The organism is Litorivivens sp. (genome assembly GCF_057445395.1).
Genome location: NZ_JBVBUV010000008.1, coordinates 1 through 20,763, shown reverse-complemented (window position 1 = coordinate 20,763; position 20,763 = coordinate 1). Strand labels below are relative to the sequence as shown.

19 protein-coding genes are annotated in these 20,763 nt (G+C 57.2%); 4 read left to right on the top strand and 15 right to left on the bottom strand.

The features are described 5' to 3' along the window. Positions 1-117: 117 nt before the first annotated feature. On the top strand, positions 118-1,998 hold the full coding sequence (locus AC222A_RS04270; RefSeq protein ID WP_486774665.1) for an ATP-binding cassette domain-containing protein: 1,881 nt from the start codon (positions 118-120) through the stop codon (positions 1,996-1,998). 68 nt (positions 1,999-2,066) lie between these two features. Further along, entirely contained in the window at positions 2,067-2,378 is a 312-nt protein-coding gene (locus AC222A_RS04265; protein ID WP_372798268.1) for a hypothetical protein, read from the top strand. Positions 2,379-2,457: 79 nt separating this feature from the next. On the opposite strand, the gene AC222A_RS04260 is transcribed toward AC222A_RS04265, so the two are convergent. The 13 genes from AC222A_RS04260 to AC222A_RS04200 all read right to left on the bottom strand — a co-directional run bounded on the left by AC222A_RS04260 (position 2,458) and on the right by AC222A_RS04200 (position 15,709). Then, positions 2,458-2,883 carry an MAPEG family protein gene (locus AC222A_RS04260; protein WP_372758635.1) on the bottom strand — a complete coding sequence of 142 codons (426 nt, stop codon included), beginning with the start codon at positions 2,881-2,883 and terminating at the stop codon, positions 2,458-2,460. 123 nt (positions 2,884-3,006) lie between these two features. Then, positions 3,007-4,299: an adenylosuccinate synthase gene (locus AC222A_RS04255; RefSeq protein ID WP_372758634.1), complete on the bottom strand. Its 1,293-nt coding sequence runs from the start codon at positions 4,297-4,299 to the stop codon at positions 3,007-3,009. 32 nt (positions 4,300-4,331) lie between these two features. Further along, the gene (locus AC222A_RS04250) at positions 4,332-5,492 is read right to left on the bottom strand and encodes an ATP phosphoribosyltransferase regulatory subunit (RefSeq protein WP_372750484.1); all 1,161 of its coding nucleotides are present in this window, start codon (positions 5,490-5,492) and stop codon (positions 4,332-4,334) included. A gap of 17 nt (positions 5,493-5,509) precedes the next feature. Continuing rightward, a complete protein-coding gene (locus AC222A_RS04245; protein ID WP_372750485.1) occupies positions 5,510-5,695 on the bottom strand; it encodes a DUF2065 domain-containing protein in 186 nt (61 codons plus the stop codon). 100 nt (positions 5,696-5,795) lie between these two features. Then, the gene (gene hflC / locus AC222A_RS04240; RefSeq protein WP_372758633.1) at positions 5,796-6,674 is read right to left on the bottom strand and encodes a protease modulator HflC; all 879 of its coding nucleotides are present in this window, start codon (positions 6,672-6,674) and stop codon (positions 5,796-5,798) included. Between the two features lie 2 nt (positions 6,675-6,676). Further along, positions 6,677-7,807, bottom strand: a complete 1,131-nt coding sequence (gene hflK / locus AC222A_RS04235; protein WP_486774664.1) for an FtsH protease activity modulator HflK — start codon at positions 7,805-7,807, stop codon at positions 6,677-6,679. An 80-nt stretch (positions 7,808-7,887) separates the two neighbouring features. Continuing rightward, positions 7,888-9,171, bottom strand: coding sequence for a ribosome rescue GTPase HflX (hflX, locus tag AC222A_RS04230; RefSeq protein ID WP_372749879.1), 1,284 nt, complete (start codon positions 9,169-9,171; stop codon positions 7,888-7,890). Between the two features lie 98 nt (positions 9,172-9,269). Then, a complete protein-coding gene (gene hfq / locus AC222A_RS04225) occupies positions 9,270-9,515 on the bottom strand; it encodes an RNA chaperone Hfq (RefSeq protein WP_183411307.1) in 246 nt (81 codons plus the stop codon). A gap of 152 nt (positions 9,516-9,667) precedes the next feature. Beyond that, entirely contained in the window at positions 9,668-10,597 is a 930-nt protein-coding gene (gene miaA, locus AC222A_RS04220; RefSeq protein ID WP_486774663.1) for a tRNA (adenosine(37)-N6)-dimethylallyltransferase MiaA, read from the bottom strand. A 25-nt stretch (positions 10,598-10,622) separates the two neighbouring features. Next, positions 10,623-12,440: a DNA mismatch repair endonuclease MutL gene (gene mutL, locus AC222A_RS04215; RefSeq protein WP_486774662.1), complete on the bottom strand. Its 1,818-nt coding sequence runs from the start codon at positions 12,438-12,440 to the stop codon at positions 10,623-10,625. 10 nt (positions 12,441-12,450) lie between these two features. Next, positions 12,451-13,764, bottom strand: a complete 1,314-nt coding sequence (locus tag AC222A_RS04210; protein WP_372763755.1) for an N-acetylmuramoyl-L-alanine amidase — start codon at positions 13,762-13,764, stop codon at positions 12,451-12,453. Continuing rightward, a complete protein-coding gene (gene tsaE / locus AC222A_RS04205; RefSeq protein ID WP_372758715.1) occupies positions 13,764-14,222 on the bottom strand; it encodes a tRNA (adenosine(37)-N6)-threonylcarbamoyltransferase complex ATPase subunit type 1 TsaE in 459 nt (152 codons plus the stop codon). Before tsaE ends, AC222A_RS04210 begins: the two co-directional genes overlap by 1 nt. Then, positions 14,222-15,709 (bottom strand): NAD(P)H-hydrate dehydratase, encoded by a 1,488-nt coding sequence (locus tag AC222A_RS04200; protein WP_486774661.1) that lies wholly within the window; start codon positions 15,707-15,709, stop codon positions 14,222-14,224. The genes tsaE and AC222A_RS04200 overlap by 1 nt, the downstream gene beginning before the upstream one ends. Positions 15,710-15,773: 64 nt before the next feature. On the opposite strand from AC222A_RS04200, the gene queG reads away from it, so the two are divergent. Further along, positions 15,774-16,838, top strand: coding sequence for a tRNA epoxyqueuosine(34) reductase QueG (gene queG / locus AC222A_RS04195; protein ID WP_372758717.1), 1,065 nt, complete (start codon positions 15,774-15,776; stop codon positions 16,836-16,838). Between the two features lie 70 nt (positions 16,839-16,908). Further along, positions 16,909-17,421 (top strand): pilin, encoded by a 513-nt coding sequence (locus AC222A_RS04190; protein WP_486774676.1) that lies wholly within the window; start codon positions 16,909-16,911, stop codon positions 17,419-17,421. Positions 17,422-17,483: 62 nt separating this feature from the next. Here AC222A_RS04190 and AC222A_RS04185 read toward each other — a convergent pair whose 3' ends face one another. Next, positions 17,484-18,200, bottom strand: coding sequence for a DUF4124 domain-containing protein (locus AC222A_RS04185; RefSeq protein ID WP_486774660.1), 717 nt, complete (start codon positions 18,198-18,200; stop codon positions 17,484-17,486). A gap of 1,284 nt (positions 18,201-19,484) precedes the next feature. After that, complete coding sequence (locus AC222A_RS04180; RefSeq protein ID WP_372758710.1) at positions 19,485-19,997, bottom strand: phosphomannose isomerase type II C-terminal cupin domain; 513 nt, start codon at positions 19,995-19,997, stop codon at positions 19,485-19,487. Positions 19,998-20,763: the final 766 nt, after the last annotated feature.

Below are 20,763 nucleotides of genomic sequence, written 5' to 3'. Positions count from 1 at the left end.
TAGTGTATTCACCCTGCGGTATACAACCATCGCGACTTCTACCTACTTATGGCTCTTTCATCCAGCGCCTGATCCGGGCATCATGCGCCCCAAACAGTAAAGAGGAAGTATTTCGCCGTGCCTGTGTTGACCGCTCGTGAACTCGAATTTTCTGTGGGGCAGCAGATTCTGCTGGATCGTGCCAGCCTGCAGCTCGATCCCGGTGAGCGGGTCTGTCTGGTCGGGCACAACGGCTCGGGTAAATCGACTCTGCTCTCGATTATTGAGGGGACGCTGGCTGCCGATGGGGGCGAAGTGGCCTTGCAACCCGAGGCCACCATCGCGAGCATGCCTCAGGCCCCTCTGGAGATGGCAGCCGATACCACGGTCTACGACGCTGTGGCAGCCGGCCTGCGAGAGACCGGAGAACTGTTGCGCCAGTATGAACAGGCCGCGCGCCAGGCCGATATGACGGCGCTGGCCCGCTGCCAAGAGCAGTTGGAAGCGAGCGGCGGCTGGCACTTTCATCGCGCCATCGAGCAAACCCTCGATCGACTTAAACTCAATGGCGATACGCTGGTGGCGGAGCTCTCTGGCGGTTGGCGGCGGCGGGTGGCGCTGGCCCGTGCACTGGTTGCGGAGCCGGATATTCTGCTGCTCGACGAACCGACTAACCATCTGGATATTGCCGCGATCGAATGGCTAGAGCAGACCGTGTTGAATTACCGGGGGGCGGTACTGTTTATCACCCACGACCGCGCCTTGATTGACCGGTTGGCCACCCGCATTGTGCTGCTGGATCGTGGTCACCTGAAAAGCTATCCAGGTAACTACACTGAGTTTATGACGCGCCGCGCCGAGGATCTGCGGATAGAGGAAGAGCAGAATGCGCTTTTCGACAAGCGCCTGGCCGACGAAGAGCGCTGGATACGCACGGGTATCAAAGCACGACGCACCCGCAATGAAGGGCGGGTGCGAGCCCTCAAACGATTGCGCGAAGAATATGCGCAACGCCGCAGTGTGCAGGGCAGTGCCCGTCTGTCGGTGGAGCAAGCGGCATCCAGCGGCAAGCTGGTGGCGGAACTCACCGGGGTCGGCCATGGCTACAACGGCACGCCTTTAATACGCGATCTCGACCTGATTATCAGTCGGGGCGACAAACTGGCTCTGATAGGCCCTAACGGTGTCGGCAAGACCACGTTACTGCGGTTGATTGTGGGGGAGCTTGAACCCAACGAAGGTGCGGTCCGGCGTGGCAGCAAGCAGCAGATAGCCTATTTTGACCAGATGCGCTCGGTGCTCGATGACAACAAAACCGTGGTCGACGTGGTCGGGCAGGGGAGAGAAAGCCTGACCGTCAATGGTAAACAGAAACATATCATCAGCTATCTCGGTGATTTTCTGTTTACTGCTGAACGGGCGCGGTCGCAGATACGCGTGTTGTCTGGCGGAGAGCGGGCGCGAGTGATACTCGCCCTGTTATTCAGCCAGCCCGCCAACATTTTGGTGCTGGACGAACCGACTAACGATCTCGATATGGAGACACTGGAGCTGCTGGAAGAGCTGTTGATGGAGTTCGAAGGCACCGTGCTGTTGGTGAGCCACGACCGGGCGTTTGTCGACAATGTCGCCAGCGCCTGTCTGTTGTTCGAAGGCAACGGCCGAGTCGATAATTTTGTGGGCGGCTACAGTGACATTCCCGCCCAGCGCGTAAAGGCGGCATTTGCGCCGGCGGTAGAAGCCACGCCGTCGCCTGCGTCAAAAACCGCGCCGGTTGCAACAAAACCGGCACCTGCCAAAACCAAACTCAGTTACAAACTGCAGCGCGAACTCGATGCACTGCCGGATCGGATCAGCGAGCTGGAAAGCGAGATAGAGCAGCTCAATGCGCGTAGCCTGGAAGCCGACTTTGGCAGCCTGCCTCACGATGAGCTTAACGCCCATTGGCAGCGGATGACCGAGTGCCAACAGGCGCTGGATGAGGCCATGGAGCGCTGGCTCGAACTCTCGGAGCTGTAGGGAAAATTACGGATTTTCTGACCACGCCCAGGCGCTATGCTATAGCGGTTAGTGACTGGGCGGTTGTCATGAGTATCAAGCTGTTTCTGAAAGTGCGTCCAAAAGCATCACCGCTGCAGGGGGAAGTCTGCAACGCTTCTCTGGGCGGCGATTATGTGGTGACCCTTAGGGCCGATACGCCGCCTTCTTGCCTCGCCAGCGCTGCCTTCGATGCGGTGCTGAAATTCTATCAAGTCAATAATGGCGAAGATTTCAACGTGAACGCACGCGACGTTAAAGGTCGCATTGTGCTCGACACCGAGCTGCCGGATTACGGTGCGATGGCAGAGTACGCCCTCGATGCCAAACGATTGGACTCTGCCGCGCCGCCGGTGTCCTGACCACCGAGCTTCGTGTTCAGTGCGGTTGTCGATGTTTCCAACCGATTAACGTTCGGGCGCTTCTGCACGGTAGCGCTAATTACAGCACGACCACCGCGGCATTGACCGCCATGATCAGCAGCACCACCGAACTCAACGCAAACAGTGTCAGTCGAAGCATGACTTTGTTGATCGTTGCGTGCACCAGGCTATGCACAACGCGCAATCCTACATAGACCCAAGCCAGGGTGACGTTGATGGTGCCGGCGCTGCCAATAAAGGCCCAGACAAAGGCGGTGGCGTAGAAGATGGTCGGGTGCTCCATCAAGTGATTGTAATTATCGGCCTTCCACTGAATTTGTTTGGGCATTAGCCCTGCCAGCTCCGCGGTGCGCTCGCCTTTCTGCGGGTGCACCCGGTTTTTACGTAGGTAGGGAATGCGGGTCAGCGCCATCCAGCCCAGTACAAAGCAGGTCCAGAGTACGAGAGCCATTACCGGGGCGAGTATGGGGTCGGGTAGTGTCATTAGCGTTCTCCGCAGCAGGTATTGTTATCGGTGCAGAGAGGGTAGGCCGGTGAACAGGATTGGGCAAGGGGGGCGGCTGCAGAAAGCCCGTGCGCCGGATGCAGTGCACCCGGCGCGTGCTACTTAGTCAAAGGGGTGGCGCAGCACGATGGTCTCGACACGGTCCGGGCCGGTGGAAATGATATCGATGGGCACACCCACGAGCTCTTCTATGCGCTGAATGTAGTCGCGCGCATTCTGCGGCAGCTCTTCCAAGGTTTTGGCGCCCAATGTGGTTTCGCTCCAGCCGGGCAGTTCTTCGTAAACGGGTTCCAGAGTGCTGTAATCGTCGCAGTCGATGGGGGCGGGAATGACGTCGCCAGCAGCGTTCTTGTAGCCGGTACAAACGCGCACCACTTCCAGTCCGTCGAGGACATCAAGCTTGGTCAGGCAGATACCGGAAATGCTGTTGATCAGTACCGACTGACGTAGGGCAACGGCGTCAAACCAGCCGCAGCGGCGGGCGCGACCGGTGGTGGCACCGAATTCGTGGCCTTTGGCGGCCAGGTGCTTGCCCACATCGTCGAACAGCTCGGTGGGGAAGGGGCCGGAGCCGACACGGGTGGTGTAGGCTTTGGTAATGCCCAGTACGTAATCCAGATACAACGGGCCGAAGCCGCTACCGGTGGCGGTGCCGCCGGCGGTTGTGTTGGATGAGGTCACAAACGGGTAGGTGCCGTGATCGATATCCAGCAGCGAGCCTTGAGCGCCCTCAAACAGGATTTTCTGATCGTCCAGGCGATAGTCGTGCAGTAGTTTAGTGACGTCTGCCACCATGGGCAGCAACTGTTTGGCCATTTCCAGCGCGTCGTCGAGGGTCTTTTGATAATCGACGGCTTCAACCTTGAAGTAGTTGGTCAGCACAAAGTTGTGATAATCCATGACTTCGCGCAGCTTAGTGGCAAAACGCTCGGGATGCATCAGGTCACCCAGGCGCAGGCCGCGACGAGCGACCTTGTCCTCATAGGCTGGGCCTATGCCGCGCCCGGTAGTGCCGATCTTGGCTTCGCCCTTGGCCAATTCGCGGGCCTTATCCAGCGCAACGTGGTAGGGCAGAATCAACGGGCAGGATGGGCTCAGTCGCAGGCGTTCACGCACCGGTACATTTTTGGCTTCCAACTCACCAATTTCTTTGAGCAGGGCATCGGGGGCTAGCACGACACCGTTACCGATCAAGCAGGTAACGCCTTCGCGCAATACGCCGGAGGGAATCAGGTGCAGTACGGTTTTTTCACCACCAATCACCAGAGTGTGGCCGGCGTTGTGGCCACCCTGAAAACGAGCCACGATGGCAGCCTGATCGGTCAGCAGGTCAACAATCTTGCCCTTGCCCTCATCGCCCCACTGGGTACCGAGCACCACGACGTTTTTGTTCATTGAATCCATCTCAAAAAATTACAGAAAAACACTCAGCGCGGCACTACTTGCCAGTCGCCATCTTTGAACACCAACTCGCGTGTGCAAGCCGGCACCTGGGTATCGCCCGGTAGGGCAAAAACTATCTGTTCGCCACTGGCGCGCAGTGCCTGTACTTTGTGCCAGAGATCCGGGTTCTTGCTGTTTGGTGCAAGAATGGCGGAGCCTGCTTCGCAGTCTGGCAGCAGGGCCAGCAGGGCTTTCAGGTCAATGCTGAACCCGGTTGCCGGGCGCGCCCGGCCAAAGACACGGCCAATATCGTCATAGCGCCCGCCCGAGGCCAGCGCCCGGTCGCAATCGCTGGACAGGGCAGAGAACACCGCGCCGGTGTGGTAGTGATAGCCGCGCAATTCGGCCAGATCAAAATACAGTGCAACGCCGGGAAAGCGAGCCTGGACATCGGCTGCCAGCTGGTCGACGGCTTCAATGGCGGCCACGGCGCGCGGATAGGCCTTGAGGGCTTCGCGACCGCGCGCCAGAATGCTGGCGTCCCCGTGCAATTCCGCGAGCACAGCCAGCGCCTGCTTGATGCTGTCGTCTAACGGAAGCTCTGCCAGCAGTGCCTGCAGCTCTGCGGCGGCCTTGCGTTGCAGGATGGAGAAGTAGCGCTGTTCAGTGGCCTCATCGAGGCCGGATACCACGGCGGCGTAAATACCAACGTGGCCCAGATCCAGGGTCAGGTTCTGGACGCCGGCAACGGTCAGTGTCTGCAGCATCAGGCTGATGATTTCCAGATCACTGTCGGTGCTGGCGTCACCGTAGAGCTCGGCTCCCAGTTGAATGGGGGAGCGGGAGGCCAGCGGTGATTTTGGTCGGGTATGCAGTACGCTGCCCGCATAACAGAGCCGGGTTACACCGTCGCGACCGAGGCTGTGGGCGTCGATACGCGCCGCCTGCGGTGTGATGTCGGCGCGCAGGCCCATCATGCGGCCAGTGAGTTGATCGGTTACCCTGAAGGTTTGCAGATCAATGTCGCTGCCAAGGCCCACCAGCAGTGATTCGGTGTATTCCAGTAAGGGTGGGATGACCAGTTCGTAGCCCCAGCTCTGGTAGAGATCCAGCAGTTGGCGTCGCAGATGCTCAACCTTGGCCGCATCTTTTGGCAGCAGTTCCTCTACCCCGTCGGGCAGCAACCAGCGGTCGGCTATGGTCATAGGGATTCCGTTTTACTCTATCGTACCCAATACAGCAGGGCCAGACCGGACAGCATGCTGACCAGCCCCACTATGCGAATCTGTTTGTCGTCGGTGCGGGCAATGTTGAGCACGACCGCGCGCCATTGGCCCGGGCTGATGAAGGGCATGAGGCCCTCTATAACCAGTACCAGACTGAAGGCAATTGCCAGCTCCTGCCACATGCTTTCGTTCCACACAAACACAAAAAAACCGCGCAGCCCTTCACCGTAAAACGGTAAGCACTGCCCGGTTGCGCGATTGTAACATGATCCGGCGCCGATGTTAGCGCTTGCTGTTGACGCCTTCGTTCAGATATTTGAAGAATTCACCCTCTGAATCTACCACCAGGATGTCATCCTTGCCTTTGAAGGAATCCCTGTAGGCCGCCAGACTGCGCATGAAGTTGTAAAACTCCGGGTCGCGTGAGTAGGCCTGGGCGTAAATTTCGGCAGCGCGGGCGTCGCCGTCACCGCGAATGCGCTCGGCATCTCGGTAGGCATTGGCCTCGATCACCGTGCGCTCGCGGTCGGCAGCGGCGCGGATGAATTCTGCCTGCTCGCGACCGGTGGAGCGGTGCTCGCGGGCTTCACGTTCGCGTTCGGACTTCATCCGGTCGAAGACCGACTGGCTGACCTGCTCTGGTAGATCGATACGCTTGACCCGGATATCCACCACTTCGATACCGAATTCGGTAGTGGCGATCTGGTTCAGTTTATGGGTCAGTTCCACCATCAGCAGGTCCCGCTCGCCGGATACCACTTCGTGAACCGTGCGCTCACCAAACTGGTTGCGCAGTCCGTCATTGATACGCTGGGCCAGCAGCCGGTGGGCCCGGGCCTCTTCGCCGTTGGTGGCGGTGTAAAACTTGAAGGTGTCGATAACCCGCCATTTGGCGTAGAAATCCACGTCCAGCGGTTTCTTCTCAACGGTGAGGAAGCGCTCGGGCTGGGAGTCCAGGGTGAGAATGCGGCGATCAAATTTGCGCACCACGTGCATCAATGGAACCTTGAAGTGCAGGCCCTTCTCGATATCTGGCACTGCCACTTCACCGAACTTCAGCAGTACACCGCGCTCGGTTTCCTTGATCACGTAGAGGGTCTGGAAGCCAAGCATGACGGCGAGGCCAACCAGTATCAGTATGCCTAATCCACGGTTATTCATGATCAACGGCCCTCCCGACGACGTGACTGGGTTTCGCGGCGCAGCTGATCGACCACGCGGTTGGTCAGCTCCTCAATATCGATATTGTCGATGCTGCCGCTACCGCTGCCGCCGTTGCGATTAGCTATGCGATCCAGGGGCAGGTAAAGCATGTTGTTGCCGCCTTTGACGTCAACCATCACTTTGGTGCTGTTGCTGTAGACGTCTTGCATGGCATCGATGTAGAGGCGGCGGCGGGTAACTTCCGGCGCCTTCTTGTATTCCGTCAGCAGCTTGGTAAAGCGTGCGGCCTCACCCTCAGCGCGAGCGGTCACCTGATCGCGATAGGCGTTGGCCTCCTCCAGCTGACGCTGAGCGGCACCGCGCGCTTCCGGGATGATGGTGTTGGCGTAGGCTTCAGCTTCGTTTTTCAATCGTGATTTGTCTTCCTTGTCACGGGTTAAGTAGTCAAAGGCGTCCATCACCAGGGCCGGTGCTCGGGATTCCTTGATGTTTACCTCCGATACCAGAATGCCGGTCTCGTAGTTGTCGAGATAGTTCTGAAGACGCTGCTTCACATCGACGGCCATTTTTTCCCGGCCGGCGGTAATGACGTCATCCATGGACGAACCACCCACCACGTGGCGCAGTGCGCTTTCCATGGCCTGTTCAAGGCTGTGCTCGGGGTTGCGCACTTTCAGCAGGAAGTGTGCGGGGTCCGATACGGTGTACTGTACCGACATGGGTACATCGACGATGTTCTCGTCTTCGGTCAGCATCGACGCGCGGTGTTCAGCCTGGCGAACCTTGGTGACGTTGACCTTTTCCACTATGTCGATCAGCGGGGGGCTCCAGTGCAAGCCGGCCGAATGGGTGGTGTGGTAAACGCCAAGGCGCAGCACCACAGCCTTTTCCTGTTCATCGACTTGATAGAAACCAAATACCGCCCAGATGAAAGCAGCGATTGCCAGGATGGCACCGGCTGAACCCGTGCTAAAGCCGGAGCCCTGGCCTCCAGATCCGCCACTGCCGCCGCCAAAGATGCCGCCGAGCTGTTCTTTGAATTTCTTCAGAGCCTCGTCGAGGTCTGGTGGCCCCTGATTGTTGCCACCCCACGGGTCGTTATTTTTACCACCCGGTTCATTCCAGGCCATGCCCTTCTCCTAAACAATCTAAAATGTCGTCACCAAAAAGCGCTTCGAAGTCTATCAAACTTTGCTGGGGTGGTCGTACCTCAGCGCGGTTGCAGATTTTCCAGCTTTTCTCCTTCCTGGGCGAGTACTCGCATCAGGTCGGCTTTTGGCATGCGTATGTGCAGGGTGCTGCCCTGCTCGTTGTATTCTTCTTCCTGTACCCCGCCGAGTGCGAACAGGCGCGAGCGTAGACGCGATTTTTCCGGGGCCAAAACCACATCGGTATCGACCACGTCGCCGGCGAGCAGTTCGCTCAGGGCTTCCATCAATAGCTCCAGGCCCTTGCCCCGGCGCGCAGACAGCCACACCCGGTAAGGTCTGCCCTGCTCATCGCGGTCTATACGCGGCGCCTGCCCAATCAGGTCAATTTTATTGTAAACCTCGAGCATGGGCAGTTCGTCGGCACCAATTTCTGCCAACACGGCATGCACCTGCCGGCAGTGGTCATCGCGTTCTTCGTCGGCGCAGTCGATGACGTGCACCAGCAAATCTGAACTCACGGCCTCTTCCAGTGTGGCCCGAAAGGCTTCGACCAGTTTGTGTGGCAGGTGGCGAATAAAACCAACTGTGTCAGCCAGCACCACGGGCCCCACGTCTGCCACCTGCAGGCGGCGCAGGGTGGGGTCGAGGGTAGCAAATAGCTGATCGGCTGCGTAGACGCGCGCTTCGGTCAGGGAGTTGAACAGTGTCGATTTGCCCGCGTTGGTGTAGCCCACAAAAGACAGTGTGGGAATTTCGGCTCGCTTGCGGGCGCGCCGCGACTGATCGCGCTGCTTGCGCACTTTCTCCAGTCTCGCTTGGATGCTTTTGATGCGTGCACGCAGCAGGCGACGGTCACTTTCCAGCTGGGTTTCACCGGGGCCGCGCAGGCCGATGCCGCCCTTCTGGCGTTCAAGGTGAGTCCAGCCTCGAATCAGGCGGGTGGACATGTGTTCGAGCTGCGCCAGCTCCACCTGCAATTTACCTTCGTGGGTGCGCGCACGCTGGGCAAAGATATCCAGAATCAGGCCGGTGCGATCGAGCACCCGGCACTGCAGCACCTTTTCCAGGTTTCGTTCCTGACTGGGAGACAGGGAGTGGTTGAATAGCACCAGCTCGGCCTCGTGTTCCACCACAACCTGCCGGATCTCTTCCAGCTTGCCAGACCCGACAAAGGTTTTGGCGTGAGGCATGGGGCGCTGGCCGCGCATGAAATAGACGGGTTCGCCGCCGGCCGAAGTGACCAGCTGCATGAATTCGTCCGGATCTTCGCGCTCGGTTAGCCCATTGAATTCAATGTGCACCAGTACTGCGCGTTCACCGGTATCGGGGCGCTCAAATAGCAAGGGGTTCTCCCACAGCACAGCCGCCAGCTGCCCAACGGCGCCAGCGGCTGATAAAGGAGTTCAGCAATGTACAGTCAGAACCAAAGAAAGCAGGTGCCTCAGCTCTCATCGTCTTCCGGCGGGTGCTGCATTGGCAGCCGGACGACGCGCGAGGGCACGACGGTGGAAATGGCGTGCTTGTACACCATTTGGCTGACCGTGTTCTTAAGCAGCACGACAAACTGGTCGAAAGACTCGATCTGTCCTTGAAGCTTGATGCCGTTTACCAGGTAAATGGATACCGGTACTCGTTCCTTACGCAGAATATTAAGGTAAGGGTCTTGTAAGCTATGCCCTTTTGACATGGTGTAGCCTCCTTGAGTGGCCATTGGCCAGAATAAGCGACAGACGGTGGCATGTCCGAATGGAGACCTAAAAAGCAGTTCTCGGACGCCTACGCCTCCCGCAAGCTGAATCAAATAAGACCCGGGTTACGGAATTACTTGAAGTTTAAGGGCTAGTATAGCCCATCCACTGGAAAATCAACATCGCTGAGCTTCTCAAAAAGCGCCGGCAACAAGCTTTCTTCGGCATCTTTCCACAGCAGCCAGTGCAGCGCCGGCCACTTGCGCAGCCAGGTGAACTGGCGCTTGGCAAGTTGGCGGGTGGCCGCCAGCGCTTTGGTCTGCATGTCGCTTTCGCTTATCTCACCGCTGAGATATTCCCAGACTTGCCGATATCCGACAGCGCGAATGGCCGGAAGGTTCCGGTCGAGATCGCCGCGCTGATAAAGCTGCCGAACCTCGTCGACAAAGCCGCTGGCAAACATGGTGGTCAGGCGCTGCTCGATGCGCTGGTGCAATAGGGTCCGCTCCGCAGGTGCCACCGCTAGCTGCAATAGCCGGTAAGGGAGCGCTTGCTCAGCCTGCTGGCGCCGCCAGTGACTGAGGGGGCGCCCGGTGCTGCGGTATACCTCCAGCGCCCGGCAGATGCGTTGCGAGTGATTGGGGTGGAGGTTGGCGGCAGTCTCCGGGTCGCATTGTGTCAGCTCGGCGTGCAGCGCGGGCCAGCCGCTTGTCTTTGCTTGTCGTTCGATGCTTGCGCGGATTGTCGGCTCGATGGGTGGCAGTTCTACCAGTCCGTCCAGCAAGGCCTTGAAATACAGCATGGTGCCACCCACCAGCAGGGGCACCTTGCCCTGTGCGGTGATATCGGCCATCGCTGCCAGCGCATCGCGACGAAAGTCAGCCGCTGTGTAAGGGTTGGCGGGGTCGCGGATGTCTACCAAGCGATGGGGGTAGCGTTGCAGTTCCTGCGCGGTGGGTTTGGCGCTGCCGATATTCAGGCCCCGGTATACCAGGGCAGAATCCACGCTGATGATCTCCGCGTTGAGGTGGTCACACAATTCAAACGCCAGCCGGGTTTTGCCGGAGGCGGTGGGGCCCATCAAGAAAATGGCTGGGGGTAAATCCTCAGCGGCCACGTAGAAACCATTTGTCGAGTTCGGGCAGTGATACCTGCACCCAAGTTGGTCGGCCGTGATTGCATTGGCCGCTGCGTTCGGTCGCTTCCATGTCCCGCAGCAGGGCGTTCATTTCCGGGATGGTGAGTTTGCGGTTAGCGCGTACCGAGCCATGACAGGCCATGGTGGCCAGGATTTCATCGATATGGGCTAGCATCCGATCAGAGCTACCGTATTCCATGAAATCGGCGAGCACGTCGCGAACCAATTGATCCACGTCGCTGTTAGCCAACATCACAGGCAATTCGCGCACGACCAGTGCCTCTTCCCCGGCCCGCTCCACGCGCATGCCCAGCTGGCCGAACATTTCGCTGGACTGTTCGGCACAGGCCGCTTCGCGCTCGCTGACGGCAAGGGTCATCGGGACCAGTAGTGGCTGGCTGCGAATGGCCTGATTGTCGCGCGCGGTTTTCATTCGCTCGTAAGTAATGCGCTCGTGGGCGGCGTGGATATCCACCATGACTAAGCCGTGCTCGTTTTCCGCAAGAATATAGACGCCCTTGAGTTGAGCGAGCGCGTAACCCAGCGGCGGTATTTGTTCGTCCTCGGCCGGCGGTGCCATCGCTTGGCTGGTTACTGTGGCTGGCATTGCGGTCGGAGCGCGCGATTGCAATGCGGTATAACCTTGTAGCTGTTCGCGAACATCGCTTTCGCTGACTCTGTTTTCGTATTGCGATGGCCGAAAGCTAATAGGAGCCTGCTGCGGTGCGATCTCTGCCGGTTGTTGCTGGGTTTCCAGGCGCGCGTTGTTGACCTGATCTTCTGGCCGCACCTCGGCCAGCAGGCGATGCAAGTTCCGGAAGATAAAGTCGTGCACGGTGCGGCCATCGCGGAAGCGAACCTCATGCTTGGTGGGATGCACATTGACGTCGACGATCGAAGGGTCGAGTTCCAGATACAGAACGAACGCTGGATGGCGACCGTGGAACAGTACATCCCGATAGGCTTGCCGTACCGCGTGGGCGATCAGCTTGTCCTTGATCATGCGGCCGTTGACGAAAAAGTGCTGCATGTCGGCCTGGCTGCGAGAAAAAGTGGGCAGCGCCACCCAGCCCCACAGCTTCAGGCCAGCCGCTTCGGTTTCGATATGGAGAGCATTTTCCAGAAAGGCCGGGCCGCATACCCGGCTCAGCCGCCGTTCCTGCTCCAGTTGATTGGTAGCCGCTGGCAGACTGTGCACGACACGGCTGTTATGGCGCAGGTTGAACGCCACGTCGTAGCGGCTCAAGGCCAATCGCTTGACCACTTCTTCAAGATGGCCGAATTCGGTTTTTTCGGTGCGCAGAAATTTGCGACGGGCGGGTGTGTTAAAAAACAGGTCGCGCATTTCCACAGTGGTGCCGCGGGGGTGGGGTGCGGGCTTCACGGTGGCCTGCATTTCGCGACCTTCACAGCTTACCTGCCAGCCGGAGCTGGATTCGTCGGTGGCCGAGGTCAGGGTTAGTCGGGCAACCGAGCTGATACTGGCCAAGGCCTCGCCGCGAAAACCAAGGCTGAGAACCTTTTCTAGGTCTTCCAGGTCGCGGATTTTGCTGGTGGCATGGCGGCTCATAGCCAGGGGCAGGTCGTCTTTGTCGATGCCGCCGCCATTATCGCGGATACGGATCAGCTTTACGCCGCCGGCCTCCACCTCCAGATCAATACGACTGGCGCCGGCGTCCAGACTGTTTTCCAGAAGTTCCTTGACGACGGAGGCGGGGCGTTCGACCACCTCCCCGGCAGCGATCTGGTTGGCGAGCCGGGGGTTGAGCAATTGAATTCGGGGCATTAGAACAGTATCAGGATTCGGGAATTTTCAGTGTCTGGCCCACCCGTATCTGGGTGTGGGCGAGTTTGTTTTCACGCTGCAGCTGCGTCACGGTGACATCGAAACGGGCAGCAATCTCTGACAGTGTATCACCACTGCTGATTGTGTACTCCCGGGGTTTAATCTCGCCGCGCTTGAGGGCCGCCAGGTAGGTGTCGGGCGGTGGGCTGCGCTTGAAGTGGTTGTCGATGCCGTTGAAGATGGCCCGCGCCATTTTTGCCCGATACCAGTTGGTTGCCAGATTCTTGGCTTCGCCGGGGTTGGAGATAAACCCGGTTTCCACCAAGATGGAGGGGATATCAGGGGATTTCAGCACAGCGAAGGCGGCTTGTTCCACCCGGCGGCTGTGCAGTTTTGACATCTGCCCCATCTCGCTCAAAACATTGCTGCCAATTCTTAGACTGGCGTCCAGGCTGGCGGTCATGGACAGGTCGGTCAGTACACCGGCGAGAATGTCGTCTTTATCTGACAGGCTTACCCCGCCCACCAAGTCTGAATCATTCTCCGTTCTCGCCAGAAAAGCCGCCGAGGCGCTGGTGGCGCCGCGCTGGGATAGGGCGTAGACCGAGCTGCCTGACGCTTTGGCGTTGGTAAACGCGTCAGCATGCACGGAGACAAACAGGTCTGCCTGCATTTTCCGAGCGATATCCCGGCGTTGGCGCAGGCCGACATAGTAGTCGCCGGTGCGCACGAGCTCGGCCTTGTAACCCTTGGTGGTGTTGAACAGCCGTTGTAATTCCTTGGCGATCTCCAGTACCACATGTTTTTCATAGAGACGACCGGGGCCAATAGCGCCGGGATCTTCACCGCCGTGGCCGGCGTCGATGGCTATCACGACGGGGCGCCGGTCGCTGGTGATGTCCACCGCTTTTTTAACGGTTCGGGCCTGCTTTTCCTTTTCGTGAAAGTCGATTACCAGACGATCGTGCAGTTCGCCGCTGGCTTTGAGCATGAAGCTGCGCACTTTGACCTGCTGGCTCAGGTCGAACACCACGCGTAGGTCGCCCCCATTGCGCACGCCGTGCCGCATTCGGCTCACTGGGGTGTCCTGGAAGTCGAGGTTGGATGGCAGCTTTTTCAGGTTGGTCTTCTGGATGTCGACCACCAGACGCTCTGGATCGTTAAGCTGAAATACCTGGTAGTCGGCCGGGCGGCTTAAATCGAAAACGACTCGGGTGTGATCGGGGGCTCGCCATAAGCGCACGTCGCGTACGTCGGCAGCAAAGCTCGCCGCACTCATGACAAATGCAATGAAGAGAACCAGCAGGCTATACGTTTTTTTCATTATCTCTCGTCTGCCTGATAGCGTTGAGCAATGCGCTCACCGAGTGCCGATGCTGATTCAATCTGCAGGGTGCGTGCGCTGCCATCGGTTTCAATCCTAACCCGTATGTCGGGGGTAGGCAAAACTCCGACGCCACGTTCTGGCCACTCGATCAGGCAAATGCTGTGGTTGCCAATATAATCGCGAATTCCCATATATTCGAGTTCTTCCGGATCGCCCAATCGGTAAAGGTCAAAATGATAGATAAGACCCGCCGACAACTCGTAAGGTTCCACCAGTGTGTAGGTTGGACTTTTAACCGCTCCTGAATAGCGAAAAGCGCGGAGGAAACCGCGACAAAACGTGGTTTTGCCCGCGCCAAGGTCGCCCTCAAGAAATAACACGGTGCCTGGCTGGGCCGCATGGCCAAGGCGCTCGCCGGCGGCGACAGTGGCGGCTTCATTAGCAAGATACTGCATCACGGATTCAGCACATTCCTTAGGTGATCGATAACGTCGCTGGCCAGCAGGCCGCGCTCTCCGTTTTGTGCCGCAAGGTCGGCGGCAGCACCATGGGCGCAGGCTGCAAGACAAGTTGCCTCGCCTGGGCTTAGCTGTTGGGCCAGCAGCGCGCCTATTACGCCGCTGAGCACATCGCCCATACCGCCGCTGGCCATGCCCGGGTTGCCGTAGTTGCACACAGCAATGCCCTGGCTGTCGGCGATGACCGTGCCGGCACCCTTCAGCAGCACGGTGGCGCCGGTTTGCAGGTGCAGATCTTGCGCCGCTGCAAAGCGGTCGCGTTGAACTGTAGTGCTGGCTACATCAAGCAGCCGTCCGGCTTCGCCCGGATGTGGCGTGATCACGGTAGGCGCATTGCGCGCCAGCGTCGGTTTGGGTCCGAGCAGGTTGAGTGCATCGGCGTCGAGCACGATTGGCTTCTTAAAAGTCAGAGTGCGCGTGAGGAGCATGCGCCCCCAATCATTCTGGCCGAGGCCGGGGCCAATAACGACCACGCTGGCTCTGGCCAGCAACGGCTCGAGCTGTGCTGGCGCTTCAACCGCGTGCACCATGACTTCCGGCCGGTTCGCCAGCAGGGCGGTGGTGTGTTCGCCGCGTGTTGCGCAGCTGATCAAGCCGGCTCCACAGCGCGCTGCCGCTGCGGCGGCCAACATAATCGCACCGCCCATACCGTGGTCCCCCCCAACAATCAACACATGGCCAAAATGTCCTTTGTGAGCGCTGCGGGCACGGGCGGGCAACGCGCTGAGACAATCGTCCAGTCGTAAATGTCGGGCAGCCGGGACCTGATTTTGGTAGGCAGCCGAGGGAGCTTCCAGATCGCTGAAGTACAAATGGCCAACGCAGTCGGCGGCGGCGCCGGTAAACAGGCCTCGTTTTAGGCCGATAAAGCACACGGTCACGCTGGCGTGTACCGCGTCGCCGAGAATCTGACCGCTATCGGAGCACAAGCCTGAGGGCACATCCACAGCGAGCACAGGCAGCCCACTGCGATTAATGGCGCCAATGGCGTCGGCGAAGCGCGGTCGCACCTCGCCCTGGAGACCGGTGCCTAGCAGACCGTCTACGATGACCCCCTTGGTTGGTTGCTCGCCCTGCCAGGCTTTCACGCTAACCCCAGCGGCGATGGCGCGTTCACGCGCGGCGAGCGCGTCTCCGCGCTGGGGAACGTCGCCAACCTGCCACAGCTGCACCTTGTAATCGCGCTCGATGGCCAGTGCCGCCAGCAGGTAGGCATCGCCGGCATTGTTGCCCTTGCCGCAAAACACCTGCAGCTCTCGGCAATCGGGCCATTGAATTTCCAATGTTGAAAGCAGGGCGCGGCTGGCTTTGAGCATCAACTGAATGCCTGGGACGCCGTGCTGTTCAATAACGCAGGCATCGAGGGCGCGGACTTGCTCGGCGGTATAGAGCGTGGTGGGAAGATTGTCGCTGCAACGAAGCATGAACACTCTCGATCTGGCAGAATGGCGCTATCTTAACGCATGCGCTATTGCCGCCACGAGCCCCATGTCTACTATTCCTCAAACAGATCTGACTCATCTGGCTGGTGCGATCCGTCGCTGGGGTGAAGAGCTGGGTTTCCAGCAAGTGGGCATCACCGATGCGGACATCGGTGTGCATGCCCAGCGGCTGAAGCAGTGGCTGGCAAAGGATTATCACGGCGAGATGACTTATATGGCGGAGCGCGCCGGGTTGCGTGAGGAGCCGGCTGCGCTGGTGCCGGACACGCTGCGGGTGATCAGCTTCCGAATGGATTACTTCCCCGATGAGCCCAATACCGGAGATCTGCTGGATCAGCCTGAGAAAGCATATATCTCCCGCTACGCCCTGGGCCGTGACTACCACAAGCTGATTCGCAAGCGACTGGCGACAATTGCCGAGCGGATAAAATCGCATGGCGGTGAGCATAGCCGCGCCTTTGTCGATAGCGCGCCGGTGTTGGAGCGGGGATTTGCAGAAAAAGCAGGGTTGGGCTGGATCGGCAAAAACAGCATGCTCATCAATCCGAAGGCGGGTTCCTGGTTTTTTCTCGGGGAAATCTACACCGATCTGCCATTGCCAGTCGATCAGCCGCAGTCGAGCCTGCACTGTGGTACCTGCACGTCCTGTCTTACGGACTGCCCTACCGGTGCCATTGTGGCGCCTTTCCAGGTAGATGCCAGGCGCTGTATTTCTTATCTGACCATTGAGCTCAAAGGTGCAATTCCGGAAGAACTGCGGCCGTTGATGGGTAACCGGGTGTTCGGATGTGACGATTGCCAGCTGGTGTGCCCGTGGAACAAGTTTTCACAACCCACGATAGAGTCAGACTTCAAACCGCGCCATCAATTGGATAGCGCAGACCTGCTGTCATTGTTCCAGTGGAGTGAAGCAGATTTTGATCGCAATACTCAGGGGTCGGCGATCCGCCGGATCGGCTACCAGCGCTGGCTTCGAAACTTGGCGGTGGCGCTGGGCAACGCGCCGAGAAATCCGGCGATTATTGCAGCGTTGCAGGCGCGTCTACCGCAGGTAGATGCCATGGTGGAGGCGCATATTCGTTGGGCTCTGGCACGGCAGCGCGAAGGCTGAGGGTGTAGTAAGCTTGGCTAATCGACAGCAGATAGCGTGGTTCAGGATGACCCCAAGTAACCCCCTCACTATTCAGCCAGTTCACTGTCGCGTCCAATGTTTCCGTGCGGCGCATCTGCGCGGTTTTACTTTGCTGGAAATGTTGGTGGTGTTGGCGGTTGTTGCCATTCTGGCAACGCTGGCGGTGCCCGCCTCGGGTTACCGCACTATCCAGAAACAGGTGGTGGAATCAGTCGAGCTGGTCGATGTCTACAAGCTGCCACTGGAAGCCAGCTTACGTGCATCGGGCAAGTTTGCGCCAAATAACAAAGCGGCGGGTATGCCCGAAGCAGACAAGATTATTGGTAACTATCTGCAATCGGTTACGGTAAAAAGCGGAGCGATGCATTTGACCTTCGGTCGCAAGTTTCCCGAGTCCCAGCACGGCAAAGTGCTGAGTATCAGGCCGGTTTACGTGGAGGACTCACTCGCAAGCCCAGTGTCGTGGATTTGCGGCTACGATGAAGTGCCCGCGGGAATGATAGCGGCCGGCGAAAACCGCACCGATCTGGATATCAAGTATCTGCCGCTGCGCTGCCGTTAGTCGCATAGCGGGTATCGTAAGACGCGCATAGCGAGGTCGGGAAGGAAAGTTAAGGGCAGGGCCTAACGGCTTGTGTCCGAAATGGAGCGTGATACTTTCTGCAGCTGGCGCGATACCTGGCGCAAATCCTGCTGATACCGAGTGCTGCATTCCTGCCAGGTGTCCAGACGCAATCGCGCACCTTGGTCGCTGGGGTCAAAACGGGGTTCGTCACCACATGCCTGATGCATTTGTGACAGTAGCGCGCCCTGCACCCGCTCGAGACGCTCGAGCTCCGCGTGGCTTTCTGTTCGGTACTCAATCAGGTCTTTTTCTCGGTTGTCAGCCCAATTCATTGCGCAGCGCAGATCTCGGATCTGTCTGATATTGTTTTCTTGGCGTTGAAATTGTTCTAGCTTCTGCCGGTTGCGGTAGCTGTCATCGCGGTATGGGTGGCGGTTGTAGCGCTGTTGATTGCGCAGCGCATCCTGGGTTTGTTTTTCTAGGGCACTGAGGCGCCGCTGCCAGCGTTTCTGGTTGCGGTTAAGCTCTTTCATAAAGCGGTCGGGTTGGCCGCTGTAGTCAATTTTATTGGGTAGCTCGATGTCGCCGCAAAACTGAATGCTACCTATTTTAGTGAGGGGAGTCATACCGTCATTGGCTCCCTCCAGCGTGATATTTTCTACCGCGGCGTCATCAACTTTCTCAGTCGGTGGAAATTGACTGAATGTCACGTTGCCGTCTTCGTCGACGATTTTATAGAGTTCCGCCTGCGGGGAGAGCGCCATACTCGCCAACATTAGGGCTGCTGCCAGCTGATAACCTATTCTCTTCTGCTTTTTCAAAATCGCTACCCGATTGTCGGCCTCACTTTCCGTCGCCCCAACTTCTGCGCTCAGGCCCTTAATGAAAGTCTACAATACAGCATCGTTAGCTCAAGCAAAAACTACGCCGAGCCCAGGTATTGAGTGTCCAGAGGATTATCTCTAAAAACAGAGCGTACGCTATCTCTGAGGCGGCCACCCGGGTGGTCTGCTCTGCGCTTCTGGGATGACTGCGGGTTTGCCGGGTTGTCGCACGAAAATTTGCTTTAATGCAGGGCTCGGCTACCAGCTATTCGCAGAGTATCTTCAAAAGGGTCGCGACGCTGTATAGATGCGACCAAAGGGGGCGCACGAGCGTTTCTGAGTTGGGCGTTCTGCCGCCGCATTTACTGTTAGCCATGTCATCTATTTCTACCGCTAATAAGACGACTTAAGTCATCGCGCGATGACACCATGACGCCTAGTAGCTGGCTCAAGTGAGTTGCGTTTTGGCTTAGCGGTAACTCGGTGACGATCGCGGCGTACTCGCAATCAAAGTGATGTGCGCAGGCGTAGGTGTCGACCACAGTCATTATGTCGACGCAGTTTCCAGAGGCGACACATTGGGCAGCGATAACAGAATCTGAGCGATCTAACATCAGGTGCCAATGTTTGCATGAGCGGTAAGCCGAAATGGCGCCAATGCTTAGAAGCTGTTCTATATTTCGCGCAACTTGTTGTCTGTAAGCCTGTTGTGCGGCAGTGCTGCTCCGGGGCACGGGCAGGCTATGCTGCTTTAATGTTCCCCAGTGTTCGATCACAGCATCGGTAGTGCTTCTGATTGAAGCTGACCAGAAGTTTGTCCATTTAAAGCGACTCCCTGGGTTGAGATTAAGCACATAGAGGCTCGCATAAAAGTTGTGCTGGGCTTCATCGAATATTTTCTGTAGGAATCCTTCGTGGCAGAGTTTTCGTATATCGTCGATGGAGTCAAAAGTCGATATGTGCGGAATTAGTTCGTCGCAGCATACGCGAACAGCGTGCTGGATGCAGGAGTTAGCGAGCGACGTATAGCTGCCGTGAAATCCATTAATCATTGCGGTAGATGTATAAAATAACGAGCTTAGTAAGCCGTACTTGTCTGGATGATGGCTGATTGGAGTTCTTATTATTGCGGGCCTTTCTTGGAGTGCTGATTGATTCGCATTTGTCATAATGCCACCCGTGCCTTGCAGCTTCTTTTATAAGAGGAGCTGTGCGTTGTAGTTTAAATGGAAAAATTTATAGAGTCGTTTCGAGGAAGTATTCTGTGTCTTTTTCGATCGAAATATTGCCGCATTGAACTTCGATAATCGTAAGTAATGCTTTTCCTGGATTCTGAATGCTATGCCAATCCGCGAAATTTATGCTGACGGATTCGGCTTCTTGCACAAGAAATGTTCTATCGCCCAAAGTTACACTGGCGACTCCCGATACAACCACAAGCCGCTCTCTTCGGTGAAGGTGTCTATGTAGTTGTATTTTTTTTCCAGGGTCTAGTGACACACTATTGATGCAATATTTTTTGCTTTCAAAAAACTGAGCGCAGTTTATGCCGCGTTCTGGAAGCTTCGCTCTGTTCATTTCTAAGGCCTCTTTGCCGTTGTGACGCAAGCGTTCTTTGCGCTTGATCTCCCTGAGTTTTTCTCTGTTGAAATTTCGTAGCTCTTCATTTAGCGATGAGTAATACTCGATCATCCTTGCCCTTTCAGATGGCTTAGGGGTTGCCGGTTGGAACGGCGGTAGAATAGCCATCGGTACGTCTCCAGTTGTCCTTTTGTCTCTACTTTTAAAATAGGTCAGGCGCGGCACGAGCGTTAACCGAGTTGACGACTATTGCGAGAAAAATTGACCTATTACGGATTGGTCAGCCGTTAAATGGCCGTATGGCGATGTAAAAGTAATTTAATATCAATGGGTTGTGGCGATGTTGGGGGAGGCGGCCTGAGCATTGAGGATTTGGTCGAGGCTTCACCAGGCTTGGCGCAAACGCTGCGGGATGCTGTTGGGCGCTGCGCATTTTTTAGTTGATCAAGGGATCGATGATCGTCGCGTTGTTGGCGGCTTACGGAATTATGGTGTGGATGAATGTTAGGGGTGAGGGCCCTGTTCAAGATTAATTATAAGCCTATCAATTTAGCCACAAGCGCAACATATTAAATATGTTAGTTATCAAAAAGTGTATTCTATATATGTTTTTTTTTCTTCATTGGGCACTGTCAGTGCTCCTTCTAGTTCTTTCACGCATTGTTGTGCTTTTGATAACGAGTAGATGCTTTTCTATTTTCAATTAGATTGCGGTGTGTTGTTTATCGTCCCAAATGATCTTTCTTGGCTGTCTTCTCTGTGTGCGACGGGTTCATGATGTCTGGGCTGACTTTTGTGAATATTACGGATGGTGCTATGCCTTCTTATATAGGAGTTTAGGCGTTTCTAGGTTGTCGGTCTCGTGATTTGCCATAGATCAAGATACGGGAAGATAACGACACTCAGGGGTGGTTTTTGTGCAGTAACGGTACTT